Source organism: Conexibacter sp. CPCC 206217 (genome assembly GCF_030646165.1).
In the GTDB taxonomy this organism is placed as follows: Bacteria; Actinomycetota; Thermoleophilia; order Solirubrobacterales; family Solirubrobacteraceae; genus Conexibacter.
In genome coordinates this window covers 899,626-922,105 of the sequence record NZ_JAUTDO010000001.1, presented here as the reverse complement: position 1 = coordinate 922,105, position 22,480 = coordinate 899,626, and the positions used below count along the sequence as shown (strand labels likewise).

At 72.6% G+C, this 22,480-nt stretch carries 18 protein-coding genes; all 18 read left to right on the top strand.

The annotated features are described in order from the left end of the window. The first annotated feature begins 21 nt into the window (after positions 1-21). Positions 22-1,059 carry a substrate-binding domain-containing protein gene (locus tag Q7L65_RS04375; protein ID WP_304719029.1) on the top strand — a complete coding sequence of 346 codons (1,038 nt, stop codon included), beginning with the start codon at positions 22-24 and terminating at the stop codon, positions 1,057-1,059. Between the two features lie 16 nt (positions 1,060-1,075). Further along, positions 1,076-2,587: a sugar ABC transporter ATP-binding protein gene (locus Q7L65_RS04370; RefSeq protein WP_304719028.1), complete on the top strand. Its 1,512-nt coding sequence runs from the start codon at positions 1,076-1,078 to the stop codon at positions 2,585-2,587. After that, positions 2,584-3,603: an ABC transporter permease gene (locus tag Q7L65_RS04365; protein ID WP_304719027.1), complete on the top strand. Its 1,020-nt coding sequence runs from the start codon at positions 2,584-2,586 to the stop codon at positions 3,601-3,603. Before Q7L65_RS04370 ends, Q7L65_RS04365 begins: the two co-directional genes overlap by 4 nt. A gap of 41 nt (positions 3,604-3,644) precedes the next feature. Then, entirely contained in the window at positions 3,645-5,516 is a 1,872-nt protein-coding gene (locus tag Q7L65_RS04360) for a hydantoinase B/oxoprolinase family protein (RefSeq protein WP_304719026.1), read from the top strand. A gap of 37 nt (positions 5,517-5,553) precedes the next feature. Next, a complete protein-coding gene (locus tag Q7L65_RS04355) occupies positions 5,554-7,722 on the top strand; it encodes a hydantoinase/oxoprolinase family protein (RefSeq protein ID WP_304719025.1) in 2,169 nt (722 codons plus the stop codon). Next, a complete protein-coding gene (locus Q7L65_RS04350; RefSeq protein WP_304719024.1) occupies positions 7,716-8,735 on the top strand; it encodes an SIS domain-containing protein in 1,020 nt (339 codons plus the stop codon). Before Q7L65_RS04355 ends, Q7L65_RS04350 begins: the two co-directional genes overlap by 7 nt. A 785-nt stretch (positions 8,736-9,520) precedes the next feature. After that, the gene (locus tag Q7L65_RS04345; protein ID WP_304719023.1) at positions 9,521-10,336 is read left to right on the top strand and encodes an IclR family transcriptional regulator; all 816 of its coding nucleotides are present in this window, start codon (positions 9,521-9,523) and stop codon (positions 10,334-10,336) included. A gap of 1 nt (position 10,337) precedes the next feature. Next, positions 10,338-12,143, top strand: a complete 1,806-nt coding sequence (locus tag Q7L65_RS04340) for a thiamine pyrophosphate-binding protein (RefSeq protein ID WP_304719022.1) — start codon at positions 10,338-10,340, stop codon at positions 12,141-12,143. Positions 12,144-12,336: 193 nt separating this feature from the next. After that, positions 12,337-13,386 (top strand): ABC transporter substrate-binding protein, encoded by a 1,050-nt coding sequence (locus Q7L65_RS04335; protein ID WP_304719021.1) that lies wholly within the window; start codon positions 12,337-12,339, stop codon positions 13,384-13,386. 104 nt (positions 13,387-13,490) lie between these two features. After that, positions 13,491-14,567 (top strand): ABC transporter permease, encoded by a 1,077-nt coding sequence (locus tag Q7L65_RS04330; protein WP_304719020.1) that lies wholly within the window; start codon positions 13,491-13,493, stop codon positions 14,565-14,567. Next, on the top strand, positions 14,564-15,379 hold the full coding sequence (locus Q7L65_RS04325; RefSeq protein WP_304719019.1) for an ATP-binding cassette domain-containing protein: 816 nt from the start codon (positions 14,564-14,566) through the stop codon (positions 15,377-15,379). The genes Q7L65_RS04330 and Q7L65_RS04325 overlap by 4 nt, the downstream gene beginning before the upstream one ends. Further along, positions 15,369-16,289 carry a sugar phosphate isomerase/epimerase gene (locus tag Q7L65_RS04320; RefSeq protein ID WP_304719018.1) on the top strand — a complete coding sequence of 307 codons (921 nt, stop codon included), beginning with the start codon at positions 15,369-15,371 and terminating at the stop codon, positions 16,287-16,289. Before Q7L65_RS04325 ends, Q7L65_RS04320 begins: the two co-directional genes overlap by 11 nt. After that, a complete protein-coding gene (locus tag Q7L65_RS04315) occupies positions 16,286-17,188 on the top strand; it encodes a sugar phosphate isomerase/epimerase (protein ID WP_304719017.1) in 903 nt (300 codons plus the stop codon). The genes Q7L65_RS04320 and Q7L65_RS04315 overlap by 4 nt, the downstream gene beginning before the upstream one ends. Next, complete coding sequence (locus tag Q7L65_RS04310; RefSeq protein ID WP_304719016.1) at positions 17,185-18,237, top strand: zinc-binding dehydrogenase; 1,053 nt, start codon at positions 17,185-17,187, stop codon at positions 18,235-18,237. The genes Q7L65_RS04315 and Q7L65_RS04310 overlap by 4 nt, the downstream gene beginning before the upstream one ends. Further along, positions 18,230-19,528, top strand: coding sequence for a pyridoxal phosphate-dependent aminotransferase (locus Q7L65_RS04305; protein ID WP_304719015.1), 1,299 nt, complete (start codon positions 18,230-18,232; stop codon positions 19,526-19,528). The genes Q7L65_RS04310 and Q7L65_RS04305 overlap by 8 nt, the downstream gene beginning before the upstream one ends. Continuing rightward, positions 19,525-20,352 carry an SDR family NAD(P)-dependent oxidoreductase gene (locus Q7L65_RS04300; protein WP_304719014.1) on the top strand — a complete coding sequence of 276 codons (828 nt, stop codon included), beginning with the start codon at positions 19,525-19,527 and terminating at the stop codon, positions 20,350-20,352. The genes Q7L65_RS04305 and Q7L65_RS04300 overlap by 4 nt, the downstream gene beginning before the upstream one ends. Continuing rightward, entirely contained in the window at positions 20,349-21,443 is a 1,095-nt protein-coding gene (locus tag Q7L65_RS04295) for a Gfo/Idh/MocA family protein (protein ID WP_304719013.1), read from the top strand. Before Q7L65_RS04300 ends, Q7L65_RS04295 begins: the two co-directional genes overlap by 4 nt. Further along, entirely contained in the window at positions 21,440-22,444 is a 1,005-nt protein-coding gene (locus Q7L65_RS04290) for an enoyl-CoA hydratase/isomerase family protein (protein ID WP_304719012.1), read from the top strand. Before Q7L65_RS04295 ends, Q7L65_RS04290 begins: the two co-directional genes overlap by 4 nt. Positions 22,445-22,480: the final 36 nt, after the last annotated feature.

The following is a 22,480-nucleotide window of genomic DNA, read 5'->3' as shown; positions in this document are numbered from 1 at the left end:
CATCGAACGAAGGAGAAGGTGATGTCGCACAGTCCCAATCGCACGTCTCGCCGCCGGCGCGGCGTGCTCTCGCTGGCGCTCGTCGCGGCGCTCGCGGCGCTGCTGGCGGGGTGCGGCGCCTCCGACGACGACGGCGGCGCCTCCGCCGGCGGGGGATCGTCGTCAGGCGGGAAGAGCTTCAGCATCGGCTACCTCACCAACCAGAGCGTCTACTTCTACCAGGAGGTCGGCGACGCGCTGTCGGCCGCCGCCGCGCAGGACGGCGGGAAGGTGATCACCGTCAACACGAACAACGACGCGAGCGCGGAGCTGAAGGACGTCCAGGACCTGATCTCGCGGGGCGTGAAGGCGATCGTGATGGGCCCGATCTCGCCGACGTCGTCGCTCGCGGGGGTCAAGCAGGCCAACCAGGCCGGGATCCCGGTCATCTGTTACAACACCTGCCTCTCGCCGGAGGACAGCAGAGCGAACGTGAAGGCCTACATCGAGGCCGACAACGCGGACCTCGGCAGCGAGACGGGCAGATACGCCGCCGACTACATCAGGAGAGAGCTCGGCGGCAGAGCGCAGGTCGCGCTGCTCAACTGCGACGAGTTCGACATCTGTCGCCAGCGCAAGGCGGGCTTCAAGGAGGCGCTGAGAGGGCTCGACGTCGACTTCGTCGCCGACCAGACGGGGTACGCCTCTGACACGGCCGCGAAGGTGACGCAGGACATCCTCACCGCGCATCCCGACGTCGACGCGATCTGGACGGTCAACGACGGCGCGACCTCCGGCGCGCGCGCGGCGGTCAAGGCGAAGACCGGCGACGACAGAGTCGTCGTCTTCGGGACGGACATCAACCCGCAGATCGCCGGCTATCTGCTGACCTCCGACGACATCCTGCAGGCGACCACCGGGCAGGACGGTAGAGCGATCGGCACGAGAGCGTATGCGGCGGTCAGAAGCGCGATGGCCGGCGACCCCGTGACGCCGTTCACGCAGCTGGTCCCGGGCAGCTTCTTCTCGCGCAGCGACCCGGACGCGGTCAGACAGTACCTCGCGCGGGCGAAGGGCTGAGCGGAGGCGACGTGAGATGAGAAGCCCCGTCCTCGAGCTCGAGGGGATGAGCAAGTCCTTCGGGCCCGTCAGAGCGGTCTCGGGCGTCGACCTCGCGGTCGGCGCCGGCGAGGTCCGCGCGCTGCTCGGCAGCAACGGCGCCGGCAAGTCGACGCTGATCGGGATCGTCAACGGCTCGGTCAAGCCGGACAGCGGCGTGATGCGGCTGGGCGGCGAGGGCGTGACGTTGAGCAGCCCGGCGGAGGCGCGCGACGCCGGCGTCGCCGTCGTCCACCAGGAGCTGAGCCTCGTGCCGGGGCTGACCGTGTGGGAGAACGTCATGCTCGGCCGCTGGCACCGGCGCCTGCCGGGCGTCGTCGACGTGCGCCGCACGAAGGCGGAGGCCGCGCGCGCCGTCGCGCTGCTCGGCGAGCGGCTCGAGCTGGAGCTGCCGGTCGAGCGGCTCAGCCTCGGCCAGCGCCAGCTCGTCGAGATCGCGAAGGCGCTCAGCGCCGAGCCGCGCGTGCTGATCCTCGACGAGCCGACCAGCGCGCTCGCCGAGGAGGAGGCCAGCGCGCTGATCGCGCTCGTGAGACGGCTCGCGGCGGGCGGTCTCGCGGTGATCTACGTCTCGCACCGGATGGATGAGATCCCGCGCGTCGCCGACACGCTGACGGTGATGCGCGAGGGCCGGGCCGTCGCGACGCTCGACGTCGCGCAGGCGAGCGCCGACCGCGTCGCCGCGCTGATGGTCGGCGGCACCTGGGAGCGGCCGGAGGCCGCCGCCGCAGAGGTGCGCGTGGGCGGCGAGGTGCGGCTGTCGGTGCGGCACCTAACGCGGCGGCCGAAGGTCGAGGACGTCACTTTCGACGTGCGGCGCGGCGAGGTCTTCGGCCTCGCCGGACTGATGGGGGCGGGGCGGACCGAGGTGCTGCGCTGCATCTTCGGCCTCGACCGCGCCGACGGCGGCGAGGTGCTGGTCGACGGCCGCGCGGTGAAGCGGCCGACGCCCCGGCGGATGATCGCCGCCGGCGTCGGGCTCTCCCCCGAGGACCGCAAGGCGGAGGGACTCGTGCTCGGCCTCGGCGTCGAGGAGAACGTCGCGCTCGTCGCCCGCGGCGACCACCAGCGTCTGGGCGTGATCTCCGCCCGGGCGGAGCGGCGCCTCGCCGGCGAGGTGATGCGCGGGCTCAGCGTCAAGGCGGCGAGCGCCACCGCGCCCGCCGAGAGCCTCAGCGGCGGCAACCAGCAGAAGCTGGTCTTCGGCAAGTGGCTGGCGGCGAACAAGGAGATCCTGCTGCTCGACGAGCCGACGCGCGGCGTCGACCTGCACGCGAAGGAGCAGACCTACGAGCTGGTGCGCGCGCTCGCCGGCGAGGGCAAGAGCGTCGTCTTCGTCTCGTCCGAGACGGAGGAGCTGTTCCAGGTCTGCAACCGCATCGGCGTGCTCAACCACGGGCGGCTCGTGTCCGTCCTCGATGCGGCGGAGACCGACGTCCGGCAGGTGCTGGCGTTGTCGATGGAGCAACCGACGGGAGACGAGCAGTGAGCGCCGGGCAGATCGAGAGAGACGAGCAGGGGTTTGCGGCAGACGACGGGAGCCGGCGTGCGCTCGGTGCGCTGACGGCACGGATCGACCCGAACGCGATCGGGCTGCCGATCGCGCTGGTGGCGCTGATCGTCGCCTTCGCGATCTCGGCGCCGAACTTCCTGACCGTCAACAACCAGCTCAACAACCTGCAGAACGCGGCCTTCGTCGGGATCATCGCGTTCGGGATGACGCTCGTGATCATCGCTGGCGAGATCGACATCAGCGTCGGCTCGGCGGTCGCGCTCGGCTCGGCGATGCTGGGCGTGCTGACGCAGCACGCGGGGCTCCCGCTCGGGGTCGCGGTCGTGCTCGTGCTGCTGGAGGGGGCGTTGATCGGCGCGCTCGGCGGGGCGATCCGCGCCTTCATCGGCGTCCCGTCGTTCATCGTGACGCTCGCGCTCTACACGGGCCTCGCCGGCCTTGCGCTGCTGATCACGAACGCGCTGCCGATCTCGATCGAGGCCGACCACTTCTCCTTCTGGGGCAGCGGCAGAGTCGCGGGGATCCCGGTGCCCGCGCTCGTGCTGATCGCCGTCTTCCTGCTGTTCTGGTTCATCGCGCGCAAGACCGTCTTCGGGCGCTCGGTCTACGCCGTCGGCGGCAACGCCGAGGCGGCCCGCCTCTCCGGGCTCCCCGTCGCCGCGGTGCGCGTCGCGATCTTCGCGATCACCGGGCTGCTCGCGGCGGCCGTCGCGATCCTGGAGTCGGCGCGCCTCTCGGCCGGCGACCCGACGATCGGCGTCGGCCTCGAGTTCCAGGTGATCTCGGCGGTGATCATCGGCGGGACGAGCCTGATGGGCGGCCGCGGCTCGATCGTCGGAACCGCGCTGGGCGTGCTGTTCATCACGATCCTCGCGAACGGCATGGTCCTGCTCGGCATCAACAACTACGCGCAGCAGGTCGTCCAGGGCGGCGTGATCCTCGTCGGCGTCCTCGTGAGCCAGTGGCGCGTGCGCACCCGGGCGACGCGCTGAGCGCGCGGACGCGTGCGACAACCAACCGAAGGAAGGAAGCCGTGACTCCCGAACCCCAGCGCGGGCGCGACGCGACGGCCGAGCAGGTCGACCCGATCACGTTCAGCGTGCTGCTCTCCCGCTTCGACGCGATCGTCGAGGAGATGACGCTGACGCTCGAGCGCTCGGCGTGGACGTCGATCATCGCGCTCGCGCACGACTACTCGTGCGCGCTGTTCGACGCCCGCGGCCGCCAGATCTCGATGTTCGACGCGCTGCCGATTCACGCGACGTCGATGGGGCTGCTGGTGCAGGAGATCGCGCGCTGCTTCGGCGGCGACGTGAACCCCGGCGACCTCTTCCTCGCCAACGACCCGTACTCGCGCAACACGCACATCGGCGACCTCGTCACCGCCGCGCCGGTCTTTCTCGACGGCGAGCCGGCGTTCTGGTCGGTGACCAAGGGGCACCAGCTCGACACCGGGGCGCCGGTCCCCTCGAGCGTCGTGCCGTCCGCGCGCAACGTCTGGCAGGAGGGGATCACGATCCCGCCGACGCGGCTCGTCGAGCGCGGCGCGCTGCGGGAGGACGTGCTCCGGCTCTACCTCGCGAACGTCCGCTACGCCGACCTGCTGGAGGGCGATCTGCGAGCGCAGATCGGCTCGACGGAGAAGGGCGCCCAGCGGCTGCGCGAGCTTGGCGATGAGCACGGCCGCGAGCAGTTGCTCGTCTACGTCGAGGAGATGATCGACTACGCCGACCGGCGGATGTCGAGAGAGCTGGCCGCGATCCCCGACGGCGTCTACCGCGCCGAGGGGTGGGTCGACAGCGACGGCGGCGCGGTCGAGCACCTGCCGGTGCGCGTCTGCGTCACGGTCTCCGGCGACCGCGTCGTCGTCGACTACGAGGGCAGCGCCCCGCAGGTCGACGGCGGCGTCAACGGCTCGGAGGCGACTGCGCAGGCCGCCGGGGCGGTGCCGTTCCTCTACTACGTCGCCGCCGACGTGCCGCACAACGACGGCGCGACCCGCCACATCGAGGTCCGCGCCCCGCTCGGCTCGATCTGCAACGCCGCTTACCCGGCCTCGACGAGCGTCGCGACCTGCATCCCGTCGGACCTGATGCAGGACGTCGTCAACAAGGCGATGGCCGAGGCGATCCCCGAGCGCGTACCCGCCGGCGGCACGCGCAACGCCAACACCCCGATCGTCTCCGGCAGCGACGGCCGAGGTTGGGCGTTCGCGATGCTCAACAGCGCCGGGGGCGGCGGCGCCTCGCACGGCTGCGACGGCTGGCCGCTCTACTACAACCTCGCCGCGCTCGGGGCGATGAAGATCCTGCCGGTCGAGCAGCTCGAGTTGCTCTACCCGGTGCGCGTGCGGCAGGCCGAGATCGAGCCCGAGTCGATGGGTTTCGGCCAGTGGATCGGTGGGCCCGGGGTGCGGCTCGTCGCCGAGCCGCTGGAGGGGGAGATGATCGTCGTCAACTGCGGCGACGGCTGCGCCAACCCGCCCCACGGGGCGCTTGGCGGCACCGCCGGGATCGGCGGCGGTCAGTACAGCGAGCGACCGGACGGCGGGCCGCGCACCTACGTCTCCTCGACCGCCAGCCTGCGCGTCGCCCGCGACGAGCGCTGGGTCAGCGTCTCGACCGGCGGGGGTGGCTTCGGGCGTCCCGAGCGGCGCGATCCGGCGCGCGTGCGCGAGGACGTGCGCGACGGCCTGCTCGGCGCGGAGACGGCGCGAGAGGTCTTCGGCGTCGTCCTCGGCCCGGCCCCCGGCCGCGAGCTCGACGCCGAGGCGACGGCGGCGCGGCGCGCCGAGCTGGCCGAGCGCGAGGTCGCGACGGTCGATCCGGCCGAGCCGGGCGCGGCGCCGTGGCTGCGCCGCGTGATGCGGCCCGGGGACGCCTACCTGCTCAACCCGCCGCTGTGAGCGGCCCCGTGAACTCGACGACTGGACGGACGACCTGATGGCCAAGCACCGCATCGGCATCGACATCGGCGGCACCTTCACCGACTTCACGGTCGTGCGGGACGACGGCGAGGTCGTGCTGTGGAAGGAGGACAGCACCCCGGACGACCCGCTCGCCGGGATCCTCCGCGGGCTCGACGCGATCGCCGGCGAGCTCGGCGGGGACCGCGCCGGGCTGCTCGCCGCGACCGACGTGCTCGTCCACGGCACGACGATCGCCACGAACATGCTGATCCAGCGCAACGGCCCGGCGATCGGCCTGCTCTGCACCGAGGGCTTCCGCGACGTCCTCTACTTCCGCGACGGCTACAAGCCCGAGCGCTTCAACGTCCACCTGCCGCACCCCGAGCCGCTCGTCCCGCGCCGGCTGCGTCTCGGCGTACCCGAGCGGATCGACCGCGACGGGCGCGTCGTGCAGCCGCTCGACGAGGCCGCGGTGCGCGCGGCGGCGCGGCAGCTCCGCGACGAGGGCGTCGAGGCGGTCGCGATCGCCTTCCTCTGGTCGATGCTCAACTCGGGCCACGAGCGGCGCGCGGCCGAGATCGTGCGCGAGGAGCTGCCCGCAGCGCACGTGATCTGCTCGCACGTCGTGCTGCCGGAGATCCGCGAGTGGCAGCGGACGTCGGCGACGGTGCTGAGCGCGTACATCGTCCCGCGGATCGCCGAGTACCTCACCCGCTTCGAGGCCGAGATGCGGGCGGGCGGGCTCGCGCAGCCGCCGCTGATCATGCAGATCAACGGCGGCTGCGCGCGGGTGCGCGAGATCGTCAAGCGGCCGATCAACGTGCTCGCCTCGGGTCCTGCCGCCGCGCCGAAGGCAGCCCTCTACCACGCCTCCGCGACGCAGCGCGACCTGATCGCGATCGACATGGGTGGGACCAGCCTCGACGTCTGCCTGATCGCCGACGGCCGTGCGACGATGAGCCGCGACGTGCAGGTCGAGGCGCAGCCGATCGGCGTGCCGGCCGTCGACGTGCAGTCGGTCGGCGCGGGCGGCGGCTCGATCGGCTGGATCGACGACGGCGGCGCGCTGCGCGTCGGGCCGCGCAGCGCCGGCGCCCGCCCCGGCCCGGCGTGCTACGGCTTCGGAGGCACCGAGCCGACCGTCACCGACGCCAACGTCGTGCTCGGGCGGCTCGCGCCGGAGGCGTTCCTCGGCGGCCGGCGGACGCTGCGCGCCGACCTCTCCGCGCGCGCCGTCGAGCAGCACGTCGCCGCGACGCTCGGTCTGTCGGTCGCCGACGCGGCCGCCGGGATGATCCGCGTCGTCAACGCCAACATGGTCGCGGCGATCCGCAGCGTCTCGGTCGAGCGCGGGATCGACCCGCGCGGCTTCACGCTCGTCAGCGGCGGCGGCGCAGGCGGGCTCCACGCCGCCGCGCTCGCGCGCGAGCTGGGGATGCGCGCGGTCTTCGTGCCGCTGCAGGCGGGCGTCTTCTGCTCGTTCGGCATGACGGTCACCGACGTCCGCCACGACCACCTCGTCTCCCATCACGCGCTCTCCGACGCACTCGACCACGACGCCGTCGCCGCCGTGCTGCGCGAGCTCGGCGAGCGCGCGAGCGCGGAGCTGCGCGAGGAGGGGTTCGCGCCCGGCGAGATCGCGCTCGAGTGGTCGGTCGACGCCCGCTACCCCGGGCAGGTCCACGAGATGACGGTGCCGGTGGCGATGGAGCCGGGCCGGCTGCGGCCCGACGTGGAGGCGACCGTCGCCGGCTTCCACGCGGCACACCAGGAGCGGTACGCCTACAACCGCCCGGCGATGGCGGTCGAGTTGCTGCACTGGCGGGTGGCGGCCTCCGGCCGGCGCGCCCGCGAGCTGCCGGCCGCCGCCGCCAGCGGCAGCGCCGAGATCGCGCCGCGCGCCGTGCGCGACGCGTACTCGGCCGCGCTCGGCGCCTTCGCGCCGACGCCGGTCCACGACGTCGCCGACCTCGGCGTCGGCGCCTCGATCGCGGGGCCGGCGATCCTGACGGCTCCGACGACGACGATCGTGATCGACGCGGGCGACACGCTGTCGCGCCCGACGGCGAACGGCTTCTCGATCTCGGTGGCGACCGACGACGCGCAGCGCCGTCGCCGCGACGCCGACACCACCACGACCACCAGACCGCTCGCCGGCGCCGACGCCGACGCCGCGCGCAGCGAGAGAGGACGCACATGCTGAACTTCGACGAGTCCCGCTTCCGCACGATCCAGAGCGACGCGCTGGCGCTGTCGGAGGGGATCCGCGGGGCCGTCGCCGAGCTGCTGGAGGACGGTGCCGACAACCTCTTCTTCCTCGGCGCCGGCGGCGCCGGGGTGCTGATGCAGCCGGCCGCGCAGCTGATCGAGCGCAGCTGCGCCTTCCCGGTTCGGCTCGTCCACGCCGCCGAGCTGATGGCGGTCGGCGACGCCAACCTCGGGGCCGGCTCGATCGTCGTGATCCCGTCGCTGTCGGGAACGACCAGAGAGGCCGTCGACGTGCTCGCGTACGCGCAGGAGCGAGGCGCGAAGGTGATCGCGCTGACCGGCCACGCCGACACTCCCGTGGCGCGGCAGGCCGATCGCAACTTCACGACGTTCGCGGAGGACGACACCTCCTCGGAGTCGTTCTACCTGCAGTCGCTGATCGTCGCGCTGGCGGTCGTGGAGCACGCCGGGGGACGTGTCGGCGACGGCTACGCCGCGACGGTCGAGGGGCTGAGAGCGCTGCCGAACGCGCTGCTGGAGGCGAAGCGGGCGTTCGAGCCGCGAGCGCGCGAGATCGCCGCCTCGATCCAGCACGACGACTACCACGTCCTCACCGCCGCCGGCCCGGCGTGGACGGAGGCGTGGTACTACGGCACCTGCATCCTCGAGGAGATGCAGTGGATCCGCACGCGGCCGATCCACGCCGCGGACTTCTTCCACGGGACGCTCGAGCTGGTCGAGAGAGAGGTCAGCGTGATCGCCTTCGCGGGCGAGGACGCGAGCCGGGTGCTGGTCGAGCGCGTCGCCGCCTTCGCGCCGCAGGTGACCGACCGCTTCCTGCTGATCGACGCGGCCGAGCAGGAGCTGCCGAGCGTGCCGGCCGAGATCCGCCGGCTCGTCCCGCACGTCGTACTCGCGACGCTGTTGGAGCGGGTCAGCGCCCACCTGGAGGTGCTCCGCGACCACCCGTTGACGACGCGCCGCTACTACCGCCGGATGGAGTACTGAGCCGGGGCACGGGTCAGAGGGCGATGCCGCGTCCGCCGATCGATCGACGGGAATGACAGAGCGCCCCGGCGGGGGATCCGGGGCGCTCGGGAGTGTCGGGGAGCAGGAGCGGATGTGTTGCGAAGGCTCCTGCTGGTAGGCAGCCTTGCCGGCGAGCCGCGCAGCTACACCCGCGCCAGGTCTGACTGCTGACGCGCCATCGGGTGCCGCCGGCAGACGCAAGACGCCCCGAACCGTTACCAGCGGTCCGGGGCGTCTTGTCCGTGATCCTCAAGTGAGGGAGGAGAGGGACCCTCGGGAGGTTGACGTGCGGCCTTCCCCGGCGGATGCGTGCCTTAGCGCACCCTGGACGTTTGTTCGAGGATCTGGCGTATCCGGTTGGGTCAACGAACGCTCGCGGGCCATCCGTAACGCGCGAACGAGCGCCCCGGCAGGGGGAAGGCCGGGGCGCTCGCGCCGGGGCGCCTTCAGAAGGAAAAGACGTTCCCGACCCATCACGTCACAATGCGGTAGAACGCGCCGGATGGATCACTCGGGGACTCCCGCGATGATCGCGACGACACCTCGCGCGTGAGGAAGGCAAGCCCCGGCCGCGATGTAGCAGCGTAATTATCAATGGTAAGTGACTGTGACGGGCCTCGTGACGAAGCGCCGTTCTCTTGGTGGCCTTGTGACTAAACGAACGCGGTGGACATGATGGTGAGCGTTGGCGTGTCACGGTGACTTATTTCTTGACGGTCCCTGAAGGCGCTGCCTATACTCCCAAAATGGAAACGAGTTCCAAAATGCTCCCGGAGGTCGACGGGGCTCAGCAGGGTCTCTCGCAGTCGGTGCAGCGGGTGCTGCGCGTGCTGGAGGAGATCCTGCTGGCGCAGGACGACATCAGCCTCTCGGAGCTCGTCGAGCAACTCGACATGCCGAAGGCCACCGTGCACCGGATGCTGGCGAACCTCGAGGCACGCGGGCTCGTCAGTCAGGACCCGTCGTCGTTGCGCTACGGCATGGGGCTGCGGATGTCCGCCCTCTGCGCGCGAGCCTCGTTGCGGCTGCAGTCGGGAGCGGCGCTCTCGCGCCGGATGCGCGAGCTGTTCGAGACGGCCGTGGCCGAGATCGGCGAGACCGGCTACGTCGCGGTGCTCGATCGTTCCGAGGTGATCTACATCGACTCGGTCGAGAGCCCGCACGCTCTGCGCGCCGCGGCGCCGATCGGCACGCGGCGCGACATCCACTGCACCGCGGTCGGCAAGGTGCTCGTCGCCGGTCTGGACCGCGCCAGCCGCTGGGAGCTGATCGGCTCCAAGCCGCTGGAGCAGGTGACCGAGCACACGATCACCGATCCCGAGGCGCTCGAGCGCAACATCGCGACCGTCCAGGAGCAGGGGCACGCGATCGACGTCGAGGAGTTCGCCCCCGGGCTCGTCTGTCTCGCTGCCCCGATCCACGACGACCTCGGACTCGTCGTCGCCGCCGTCGGCATCACCGGCCCGATCGGTCGTATGTCGGGCGGCGACCGCACGCGTGCGGTGCAGCGGCTCGTCGAGCTGGCGCATGCGATGTCCCACAACCTCGAGCAGCAGTCCACCCGCGAGAAAGGCCTTTGACGTGAGCCTCGACACAACGACCGCCGGCGGCAGATCGGCGACGGTCACGGGCGCGCAGGCGCTTGTCAGCGCTTTGGAGCAGGCCGGGGTGGACGTCGTCTTCGGCGTCGCCGGCCACACCAACGTCGCCTTCCTCGATGCGCTGTCACGATCCACGATCCGCTACGTCAGCACCCGCCACGAGCAGGTGGCGGTGCACGCCGCCGACGGCTACTACCGCGTCTCCCACCGTCCCGCCGTGGTGCTCACCACGAGCGGCCCGGGCATGGCCAACACGGTCGCCGCGCTCGGCGACGCATCGCTGGACTGCTCCGGCGTGATCGTGATCTCGGGCGAGTCGCAGAGCTACTACGCCGGCCGCGACGGCTTCCAGGAGGTCAGCCTCCACAGCGACACGAGCCAGTGGGAGATCGCCCGGCCGCTGACCAAGCGCGCATGGCGCGTCGCCCACCCCGACGTGCTGATGTTCGGCATCGCGACGGCGTTCCGGGTCGCGCTCACCGGCGCTCCCGGCCCGATCCTGATGAGCGTGCCGCTGGACATCTTCTCGCACAAGCAGGCGTACGAGATCCCCGACATCGCCGCGCGCGGAGCGCTCGCGGCGCGTCCCCGGCCCGACCGCGACGCCGTCGTGCGCGCGGCCGAGCTGTTCGCCAGCGCGCGGCGTCCGCTGATCCTGGCGGGCGGCGGAGCCGTCCTGGCCGACGCCGACGGCGCGATCACCGCGCTCGCCGAGCAGCTGCAGATCCCGGTCGTCACGACACTCAGCGGCCAGGGCGCGATCTCCAAGTACCACGAGCTCTACGGCGGCTTCGTCTCGCCCTTCGGGACCAAGCCGGCGCACGCGCTGATCACCAGCGCCGACTGCGTGCTCGTGCTCGGCAGTCGCCTGGCCGAGTTCGACATGAGCTCCTGGAGTCCCGAGCACACGCTCAGCGCCGACCGCAGCGCGATCGTGCAGGTCGACATCGACCCGTCGGTGATCGGTCGCCAGTACGACGTCCGCATCGGGATCCAGGCCGACGTGCGCGCGGCCGTGGAGGACATCCACGAGCAGCTGCGCGCGACCTCCGCGACCGGCCCCGCGGCACCCTGGTGGCGCGCGCCGGAGCTGGCCGAGATCAGCCGCAGCTGGGAGCAGGAAATAGCCGCCTCGCTGCTGACGGACGCGCTGCCGATCAAGCCCGAGCGGCTGATGGCCGATCTGCGCGGCGCGATGCCCGCCGACGGGATCCTCTTCTGCGACGCCGGCCTGCGTGGTGCGATCGCGCAGACCTTTCCCGTCGACGGCCCGCGGCTGCTGCACTTCCCCAGCGGCTGGGGGACGATGGGCTTCGCGATCGCCGCCTCGCTCGGCGCGAAGGTGGCCGAGCCCGACCGCGTCGTCGTCGCCGAGATCGGCGACGGCGGCTTCACGTCGTTGATGACCGCGCTGGTGACGGCGGTCGAGTACGAGATCCCCGTCGTCTGGATCGTGCGCAACAACGCGCTCTTCAGCTCGATCGCCGTCTACCATCGCAAGCACTTCGACAACGAGCTGTTCGGCACGGCGTTCTCCAACGACGACACCGGGCTGCCGGCGCTCAACATCGCGGCGATCGCGACGGCGGCGGGCGCAGGCGCGGTGCGGGTCGAGCGGCCCGGCGACCTGCGCGCGGCGATCGACGTCGCGATCGCGTCGGGGCGTCCCTACGTCGTCGAGGTCGTCAGCGAGCCGGCGCCGCGCGGACGGGCCTCGGGTCACTGGGACGTCAACCGTGTGCTGGCCGAGCAGCAGGCGGAGATCACCACCACTTCTCTCGTGTAACCAAGGAGCATCGGCCTCGGCTCGGCGAAGCCGGCGCGTCGATCATTTAATCGACGCTGAAGTAGCGACAACTCACCATTCTCGCAGTCTCCTCTCGATGTACGTGTAGTACGCGGGTCAGTGCCCCCCTGGGCCCACGTGCAGGTGCAGTTGACACCAAACGTTCCGCATAACGACAGAAAGAGCGATCAGCATGAGTCTCAGGGCAAGCATTCTCGCGGCCGTGACCAGCCTCGTCGTGGCGGGCGCCGCGTTCGGCTGCGGCAGCTCCAACGATGAGGCGGACAGCGGCACGACGGCCGCGGCCGCGACCGCGGCGGACACGACCGCAGACAGCTCGGCGAGCGACAACGAAGGGCTCACCGTCGGCCTCGTGCTCGGCAACGCCAGCCCGTTCTACTCGTCGGTGCAGGCGGGTGCGCAGGCCGAGGCGGACAAGCTCGGCGTCGCCCTCACCGTGCAGGCCCCGCAGAAGTACGACCCGGTTCTGCAGACGCCGATGGTCGACGCGCTCACGGCGCGCAGAGTGGATGCCATGGTCGTGTCCCCGACGGACCCGAAGGCGATGATCGGCCCGCTGCAGCGCGCCAACGACGCCGGCATCCCGGTCGTCACGATCGACACGCCGGTCGGCGACGGCGACTACGAGGGCGGTGACGTCAGCTTCCCCGTCTCACTGATCACCTCCGACAACGCCGGCGGCGGCCAGACGGCGTGCGAGGCGCTGATCAAGGAGATGGGCGGCAGAGGCAAGATCTTCGTGGAGGACGTCCAGCCGGGCGTCACCTCCTCAGACGATCGCTTCCGCGGCTGCAAGAGAGCGGTCGACGCGACGGACGGCAGCGTCAAGATCGTCGGCCACGGCTACTGCAACGAGGACTCCAGCAAGGCGGCCGCCGACGTCGCCGCCGCGCTTCAGCGCGACCCCGACATCACGGGGATCTTCGGCACCGACGGCTACGCCTCCGACGGCGTCGTGCAGGCGGTCCGCCAGGCGAACGTCTCCGACGACGTCGCGGTCGCCTACTTCGACGCGCGCAAGGCCGGCGCGGACGCTCTCAGAGAGGGCATCGTCGACCTGCTGATCGCTCAGCAGACGACCGACATGGGCGCCGCCGGCGTGCGCGACGCGGTTGCCGCGCTCAACGACGAGGAGGTCGAGCGGCTCCAGACGCTGGGCGTCAAGGTGATCACGCGCGAGAACGTCGACGAGCCCGCCAACCAGGCTCTGATCTACGGCTGAGAGATGATGACCGGCACCTATCGCAGCGGCCACCGGCCGCACCGCACCGCCGGCGGCGGGACAGTCCGTCCCGCTGCCGGCCAGGGCCCGGGCTCGGTGGCGTCGTGATCGCCGAGGCCGCATCCACGCGCAGCCAGCACAAGGCGCTCGCGGAGGGCGTCGCGACGCTGCTGCGCCAGTGGTCGTGGATGTTCCTGCTCGTGCTTCTGATCGTCTTCTCGATCACCGGCCAGGGCTTCTTCGACGTCTTCAACTTCCAGAGCATCCTGCTCAACGCCTCGATCCTCGCGCTGCTGGCGCTGGGACAGACGTTCGTGATCATGACCGGCGGCATCGACCTCTCCGCCGGCTTCGTCGCCGGCGTCTCCTCGGTCCTGGCGGCGCTCGCGATGAACGCGCTGGGGGCGGACACCTCCGCGGTCCTGCTGGTGCTCGTCGGCGTCGGCGTGGCGATCGGCGTGGGCGTCGTCGCGGGCGTCACCAACGGAGCGATCGTCGAGGGCCTGCGGATCCCGCCGTTCATCGCGACGCTCGGCATCTACGGCGTCGCCCAGGGGATCGGCCTGCTGCTGTCGCACGGGCAGCCGGTCAGCCTCGACACCAACGCGCTCAACCAGGTCGGCAACGGGTACGTCGCCTATCTGCACGACGGCTCGCTGTCGTTCTTCAGCACGCCCGACGGCCTCAGCCAGCGCGAGCTGCGCGACGTCACCGGGATCGTGCCGAACATGGTCGTGCTGGTCGGCGCGCTGTTCGTCGCCGGCTGGTGGATCCTGGCCAAGACCCGTTTCGGCCGGCACGTCTACGCAGTCGGCGGCAACCGCAACGCGGCGCGGCGCGCGGGCGTCGCGGTCAGACGCACGTCGATGATGACGTTCGTGCTCTGCTCGGTGCTCGCGGGGATCGCGGGGCTCGTCTACGTGCTGCGCTTCACCAGCGGCTCCGCGATCACCGGCGACGCGACGTTGCTGCAGTCGATCGCCGCGGTCGTGATCGGCGGCACGTCGATGTTCGGCGGCGCCGGCAACGTCGGCGGCACGCTCGTCGGCGTGCTGATCATCGCCGTGATCCAGAACGGGCTCGTGATCCTCGGCGTCAACCCGTACTGGCAGTTCATCGCTGTCGGGCTCGTGATCGTGCTGGCCGTCGTCGTCGACCGCGCTCGCACGGAGCTGTCATGAGCGCCGCGGTCGAGTCGTCCGCAGCGGTGGAGCCGCCGCGGTTGGAGTTTCGCAACGCGACGCGCAGATTCGGAGCCGTCACGGCGGCCGAGGGCGTCAGCTTCAGCGTCCATGGCGGCGAGTGCGTGGCCGTCGTCGGCGACAACGGCGCCGGCAAGACGACGCTGATGAACCTCGCCTCCGGCGTTTTCCCGCCCTCCAGCGGGACGATCGCGATCGACGGGGCGGAGGTGTCGCTCGGCTCCCCGACCGAGGCGCGCGACCGCGGGATCGAGACGATCTTCCAGGATCTCGCGTGCTGCGAGAACCTCGACGCCGCGGCGAACATCTTCCTCGGCCGCGAGCTGCGGCTGTCGCGGCGGTGGGGCTCGCGGCTCGCGCGCAAGGCGATGCGCGAGCAGGCGCGCGAGACGCTGAAGACGCTCGACATCGAGCTGAAGGACATCGACGCGCCGATCAGAGTCCTCTCGGGCGGCCAGAAGAAGGCCGTCGCGATCGCGCGCGCCGTGCACTGGCAGGCGCGTCTGGTGATCATGGACGAGCCGTCTGCCGCGCTCGGCGTGCCCGAGCAGCGCAAGGTGGCCGAGCTGATCGGCACGCTGAAGCGCTCGGGCCTCGGCGTCGTGCTGGTCAGCCACAGCATGCCGGAGGTGTTCGAGGTCGCCGACCGCATCGTCGTGATGCTGCGCGGCCACAAGGTCGCCGACATGCGCTGCGAGGAGACCTCGATCGAGGAGGTCGTGCGGCTGATGGTCGGCGGAGCGCACCCCGTTCCGCACAACCTCGCCGAGAAGGGCGGGCATGACCACTGACGTGCGCGCACCGCGGCTCGGCATCGCCGGGCACGACCTCGGCGGCACGCCGCGGGAGGCGCTCGCGGCGCTCGGCGGCGAGCTCGGGCTGCACGCGCTGGAGCTGTGGCCGTCGAACCTCGGCGACCTCTCGCTCGACGCCTACGCCGAGCTGCTCGCAGAGCACGACGTCACGGTGTACGCCGTCAACGCGGACACCGGCCGCGGCCGCTTCGGACCGCCCGCAGAGCGGGAGGCGGCGCTCGCGGCGGCGCGCGAAGGGGTCCAGCGCGCCGTCGCGCTCGGCGCTCGCTACGTCCAGCTGTACCTCGGCCCGCCGGCCGCGGGCACGTTGGCGCAGCGGGTCGCGGCGGTCGCCGAGGCGCTCGCGCCGGCGGCGGCGCAGGCGCACGAGCACGGCATCGCGCTGTTGGTCGAGAACGACTTCGACCACCGCTGGGAGGATCCGCAGCGGCGCAACCTCGCGCGCTCGCCGCAGGCGCTCTGCGCGCTGGTGGAGGCGGTTGGCGCCGACCGCCTGCGGCTGACCGTCGACCACTGCAACTTCGTGCTCGGCGGCGTCGACCCCGCCGCCGCGTTCGCGACGATGCGCGAGCACGTCGTCAACGTCCACCTGAAGGACTGCGTGCCGGTCGACCGCGCCCTCGTCGCCGACGTACCGTCGCACGACCGCAGCGTGCTGCGCGACGGCGACGGCGACGGCCTCGCCGCTCGTGCCGCCGTCGTCGGCGCCGGCACGACGGGCTGGGAACGGCTGATCGCCGGACTCGCCGCCGACGGCTTCGACGGCTGGCTGACGCTGGACCCCCACTGCGAGCCGCGCGACACGATCGGCTGGAGCCGAGCGAGCCTCGACTGGCTGCGGCCGCGGATCGGGACCTGGACCACAACGAGAGCGATGACACGATGACTCAGATCAGCGACGTGGTGCCGAGCGCACAGGGACTCGGCATCGCCGGCCACGACTTCCGCGGCAGCCCCGACGCGCTCGCGGCCGAGTTCGCGCAGCTCGGCGTCGACAAGCTCGACTACTGGCCGTCCAACCGCGGCGCGCTCCCGCTCGACGACTACCGCGAGCTGCTGGACCGGCACGGGCTGACCGCCTACACCGTCAACCAGGACACCTCGCGCGGCCGCTTCGGCGCGCCGGCGCTGGAGCGCTTCGCCGCCGACGCGACGCGCACCGCGATCGAGGAGGCGGTCGCGCTCGAGGCTCCCTACGTGCAGCTGTACCTCGCGCCGCCGCCGCCGGAGCGCGTCGCCGAGCGTGTCGACGACCTCGCGCGCTCGCTGACGCCGTTGGCGCGGGAGGCCGAGGCGGTCGGCGTGACGCTCGTGGTCGAGAACAACTTCGACCATCGCGCCGAGGACGCCGCGCGCGTCAACGTCGCGCGCTCGCCGCAGGCGCTCGGCGAGCTGGTCGAGGCGGTCGGCCGGGAGCGCCTCGCGCTCGCCTTCGACCCTGTCAACTTCGTCCTCTGCGACGTCGACCCGCTCGCCGCCTACGAGACGCTGCGGCCGTACGTCGTCAACGTCCACCTGAAGGACTGCGTCGTGCTCGACAGCGTCGCCGACGACGGCGAGGACCGCCGCGTGCTGCGCGACGGCGACCGCCGCCACGCCCGCTCGACCGCGGTCGGAGACGGCGCGCTGCCGTGGCGCGAGATCCTCGCCGGGCTCGCGACGGAGGGCTTCGACGGGTGGCTGACGCTCGACCCGTACTGCGACCCCGAGGACGTGCACGAGTGGAGCCGGCGCAGCCTCGCGAACATCGCCGCGCTCGCCGCCGACAAGGAGCCGACACGATGAGAGCCGCATTCCTGAAGGCACCGTTCAGAGTCGAGTTCCGCGATGTCGCCGAGCCGGAGCCCGGGCCCGGCCAGGTGCTGCTGCGCCCCAAGCTGGTCGGCATCTGCGGGACCGACATCCAGCGTGCCCGCTCGCTCGCGAAGGACTGGGAGCGCTTCGGCCATGAGCTGGTCGCCGAGGTGGTCGGCGTCGGCGACGACGTCGACGGGCTCGTCGTCGGCGACACGGTCGCCGCGCAGGTGCGCGCGGCCTGCGGCTACTGCCGCGGCTGCCTGATGGGCCGCATGGCCGACTGCACCAACCGCGCCCGCACGCTCAGACTTGACTTCTTCGCCGAGCGCGTCGCGGTCGACCGCCGGATCGTCTGGAAGACCAACGGGATCCCCGACCGCGCGGCCGTGCTGCTGGAGCCGATGGGGATGGCGTTCGACATCAACCGCCTCGCCGAGGTCGGGCTCGAGAGCAGCGTCGCGATCGTCGGACCGGGCCCGATCGGGATGCTGGCGGTGCGCGTCGCGAAGCTGCGCGGCGCACGCCGGATCATCGTCGTCGGCACGGCCGCCGACGCCTCGCGCTTCGCGCTCTGCGAGCAGCTCGGCGCGACCGCGTGCATCTCGCGCGACGACGGCGATCCCGTCGCCGCCGTGCTGGAGCTGACCGGCGGCGAGGGCGTCCACGCGGTCATGAACACCGCCACGGTGCGCTCGGTGCAGGACTCGCTGCTGATGTGCCGCTTCGGCGGGATCGTCGTGTTCATGGGCGAGGCGGCCGGCGGCGGCCGTCCGACGCCGGGCGTCGACGGACCGGGCGCGGTGCCGATCGACGTCGACTGGATCCACCACAACCGGCTGCAGCTGCGCGGCTCGTGGGCGGCGCCGAACGGGCTGCTGCCGCTCGGCGCGCAGCTGCTGGCCGACGGCGAGTTCCCCTACGAGCAGCTCGTCAACGCCCAGTTCGCTTGGGGGGATCTCGAGCAGGCGCTGCTGGCGGTCGCCGAGCGGCGCGACGGCGTCGTGAAGGCCGCGGTCACGGTCGGCGCCGATGTCTGATCGCGACGGAGGCGCCTCGGCGCTCGTGCTCGAACCGCCGCCGATCTCGGCGACGCTGGCCGCCAACCAGCTCGCGCGCGAGCGCGCCGCACGCGGCGAGCCGGTCGTCCACCTCGGCTTCGGCGACGCCGGCCTGCCGCTGCCGCGCGCGCTCGTCGACGCGCTCGTGGAGGCGGCCGCAGACGCGCGCTACGGGCCGGTCGGCGGCTCGCCGCACCTGCGCGAGCTGGTCGCCGGCTTCCTCGCGCGGCGCGGCGTGAGCGCAACGGCCGAGACGGTCGTGGTGACGCCCGGCAGCAAGGCCGGCATCTACGCCGTCGCGCTGGCGCTCGGCGGCGACGTCGTCGTGACGACGCCCTCCTGGGTCAGCTACGCCGGCCACGCCCGCCTGCGCGAGCGCGCGGTCGTGCGCGTGCCGACGCCGGCGGACGTCGGCGGGGTGCCGGACCCGCAGCTGCTGCGCGAAGCGGTGCGGGCCGCACGCGCGCGCGGCAGCCGGCCGCGGGTCCTCTTCATCACCAATCCGGACAACCCGACCGGGACGCTCGCTGGGCGCGAGCTGCTGGGCGAGGTGCTGGCGACGGCGCGCGAGCTGGACCTGTTCGTCGTCGCCGACGAGATCTACCAGGACCTCGCGCACGATCCGCGGCAGTTCGTCAGCGCGGCGCAGCTCGATCCCGACAACGTCTTCGCGACCGGCGGGCTGAGCAAGTCGCTGGCGCTCGGCGGCTGGCGCGTCGGCTACGTGCGGATGCCGCAGACGCCGCTGGGGCGGACCGTCGCCGCCGCGGCGATGGCGATCGGCAGCGAGCTGTGGTCGTGCCTCCCGCCGCCGATCGCGGCGGCCGCCGAGGTCGGCTTCGCGGAGCCGCCGGAGATCGTCGCGCACGTCGCCGACTCGCGCGCCCTGCACACGCAGGTCGTGCGCGGGGCGCACGAGCTGGTGCTGGCGGCCGGCGCGAGCTGCCGGCCGCCGGGCGGCGCCTTCTACGTCTATCCGGACTTCAGTGCGCTGGCGGAGCCGCTGGCCGCCAACGGCATCGCGAGCGGACCGCAGCTGGCCGCCGCGCTGCTGGAGCGATTCGGCGTCGTGGTGCTCGGGGCGGCCGCGTTCGGCGAGTCCGAGGATGCGCTGCGCTTCCGCGTCGCGACCAGCATGCTGTACGGGGCGACTGACGCCGAGCGGTGGGAGACGCTCGACGCCGCCCGCCGCGGCGAGGCGCTCCAGGTGCCCCGCATCGCCGCCGCGCTGGGAACGTTCTCCGATGCGCTGAAGGGACTGATCGCATGACCATCGCCGGACACGCCGGGCGACTGCACGAGCGCGTCGCGCTGGTGACGGGCGGCAGCAGCGGGAACGGGCGCGCGATCTGCGAGCGGTTCGCGGCGGAGGGCGCGCTCGTCGTCGTCGCCGACCTCGACGCGCGGCTCGGGGAGCAACTCGCCGAGCGACTGCGCGACGGCGGCGCCCAGGCGCGCTTCGCACGGCTCGACGTCGGCGACCCCGCCGAGGTGGAGGCGGTCGTGGCGCGCGTCGCGGCCGAGCTCGGCCGGATCGACGTGCTCGTCAACAACGCCGGGGTGCAGGAGGCGATGCAGGACGTCGACGAGCTGGAGCTGGAGGAGTGGGAGCGGATCCTGCGGATCAACCTCACGGGCACGTTCCTCTGCACCAAGTTCGTCCTGCCGCACATGCGCCGGCAGGGCGCGGGCTCGATCATCAACATGAGCTCGGGCGGCGCCGGCATCAACGCGTCGCCGGGCTTTCCCGCCTACAGCGCCTCCAAGGGCGCGATCACCGTGCTGACGAAGTCGGTTGCGCTGCAGGTCGCGCATCTCGGCATCCGCGTCAACGCGATCTGCCCCGGGATGATCGAGACGCCGATGATGGACCGGCTGATCGCCGAGTTCGACGCCCACGGCGTCGACGGGCGCGCGGCGCTCGGCGGCGCGCAGCCGATCGGGCGGTTCGGGACGGTGCAGGAGATCGCCGCCGTCGCGGCCTTCCTCGCCTCCGACGACGCCAGCCTCGTCGTCGGCGTGCCGCTGGTCGTCGACGGCGGTCTCAACGCCGGCTACCGCTCCGCGATCCGCCGGGACGCGGGCGCGAGATGAGCGCAGGCGGCACGCAGGCGGCGCTCGGCGCGGACGGTCCGCGCGCATCGTCGCGACCGATCGGCTGGGGCCTGATCGGAGCGAGCGCGATCGCCGGCAAGCGGATGGTCGCGGCGATCCGCAGCGCGCCGGGCGCCACGATCGAGGCGGTCGCCAGCGGCTCGCTCGAGCGCGCGCGGCGGTTCGCGGCCGAGCACGCGGTGCCGCGCGCCTGCGCGACGGTCGACGAGCTGCTCGCCGATCCCGCGATCGACGCGGTCTACGTCAGCTCGACGAACGACCGCCACCACGATCAGGTGCTGGCGGCCGCCGCGGCGGGCAAGCACGTCTTCTGTGAGAAGCCGCTGGCGACGAACGTCGCGGCCGGCACCGAGATGGTCGATGCCTGCGCGCGCGCCGGAGTCGTGCTGGCCGTCGACCAGCATCTGCGCTGCCTGCCCTGGATCAGGCGCCTGCGCGAGCTGGTCGCGGACGGCCAGCTGGGCCAGATCCAGAGCATCTCGCTGGCGCATCGCTTCGCGGTCGACGTCGCCCACGACTGGCGCCGCACCAGCGGCGCCGGCGGCGGCGTGATCCTCGACCTGATCGTCCACGAAGCCGATCTCGTGCGCTTCCTGCTCGACGACGAGATCGTCGCGGTCAGCGCGATGACGGCCCATGCGCCGCGCTCCGTCGCTCAGACGGCCGCCGGGACGATGGCGACCGCGGGCGGGACGCTGGTCGGCTTCGACGCCACGCTCACGCTCGACCACGCGGGCACGCGTCTGGAGCTGCTCGGGACCGAAGCGGCGGCGATCGCCTCCGACGGGCTCTCGGTCGCGCCCGGCACGCGCCTGTCGCTGTGGCGCCGCGACGTCGAGAGGCTGCTCGCGACGCCCCCGTACGAGGATCCGTACGCGGTGGGCGTCGCCGCGTTCCAGGCGGCGATCGCGGGCGTCGGCGAGCCGGCCTCCAGCGGCCTCGACGGGCTGCGTGCGCTGGCCGTCGCCGTGGCCGCGCGCGAGGCCGCGCGCACCGGCCGCACGATCCGACCGCCTCGCCTGCCTCATTCGGCCCGCGGCATACCGACGGCTGAGGTGAGGCGACGATGACGGCGCCCGGCGAGCGGCGGCTGCGCGGCGCGGCGGGCGCGGGCGTCTGCGTCGCGCGCGAGGGCGCCCTCGGTCACCTGACGCTCGACCGGCCGCGCGCGATCAACGCGCTGACCACGCCCATGGTCGACACGCTCGACGCGGCGCTGCGCGCCTGGGAAGACGATCCCGAGGTGCGCGTCGTGCTGCTGGACGGCGCCGGCGAGCGCGGCTTCTGCGCCGGGGGCGACGTCGTCGCACTGCGGCAGTCGGCGCTCTCCGACGGCGCGGCGGCGCGCGCCTTCTGGCGGGCCGAGTACCACCTCAACGCCCGCATCGCACGCTATCCCAAGCCGATCGTCGCGATCATGGACGGGATCGTGATGGGCGGCGGGATCGGCCTCGCCGGGCACGCCTCGCACCGCGTCGCGACAGAGCGGCTGGATGCCGCCATGCCCGAGGTGTCGATCGGCTTCGCGCCCGACGTCGGCGGCACGTGGCTGCTCTCACGCGCGCCCGGCGAGCTCGGCACGCACCTTGCGCTGACGGGCGCGCGCGTCGGCGCGCGCGACGCGCTGACCGTGGGGCTGGCCGACGTCGTGGTGCCTTCCGCCGCGCTCGCCGCGCTCACCGAGGACCTCTGCGAAGGCGACGTGTATGCCGCGCTCGGGCGCCGCGTCGCCTCGCTCTCGTCGACGCGGCTGGTGCCGCGCGGGACGCTGGCGCAGGCGTGGCCGTGGATCGCCGCGGCGTACGCGCACGACGACGCGACGGAGATCCTCGCCGCGCTGCGCGCTCGTCCGGAGGCGGAAGCGCGACGGGCGGGCGAGACGCTCGCGCGGCAGCCGCCGGCGGCCGTCGCCGTGGCGCTGCGGGCGCTGCGAGCCGCGGCCCGCCTGCCGACGCTGGAGGAGTGCCTCGCGCACGGCTTGCGCATCTCGTGCGACTTCCTCTCGACGCCCGGCTTCGCCGAGGGGATCCGCGCCGTCGCCGATGCGCGTGCGGGGCGCGGGGCGGGCTGACGGCGAGCCGGCCGCCGGGTCAGGAGGTCGGCTGGT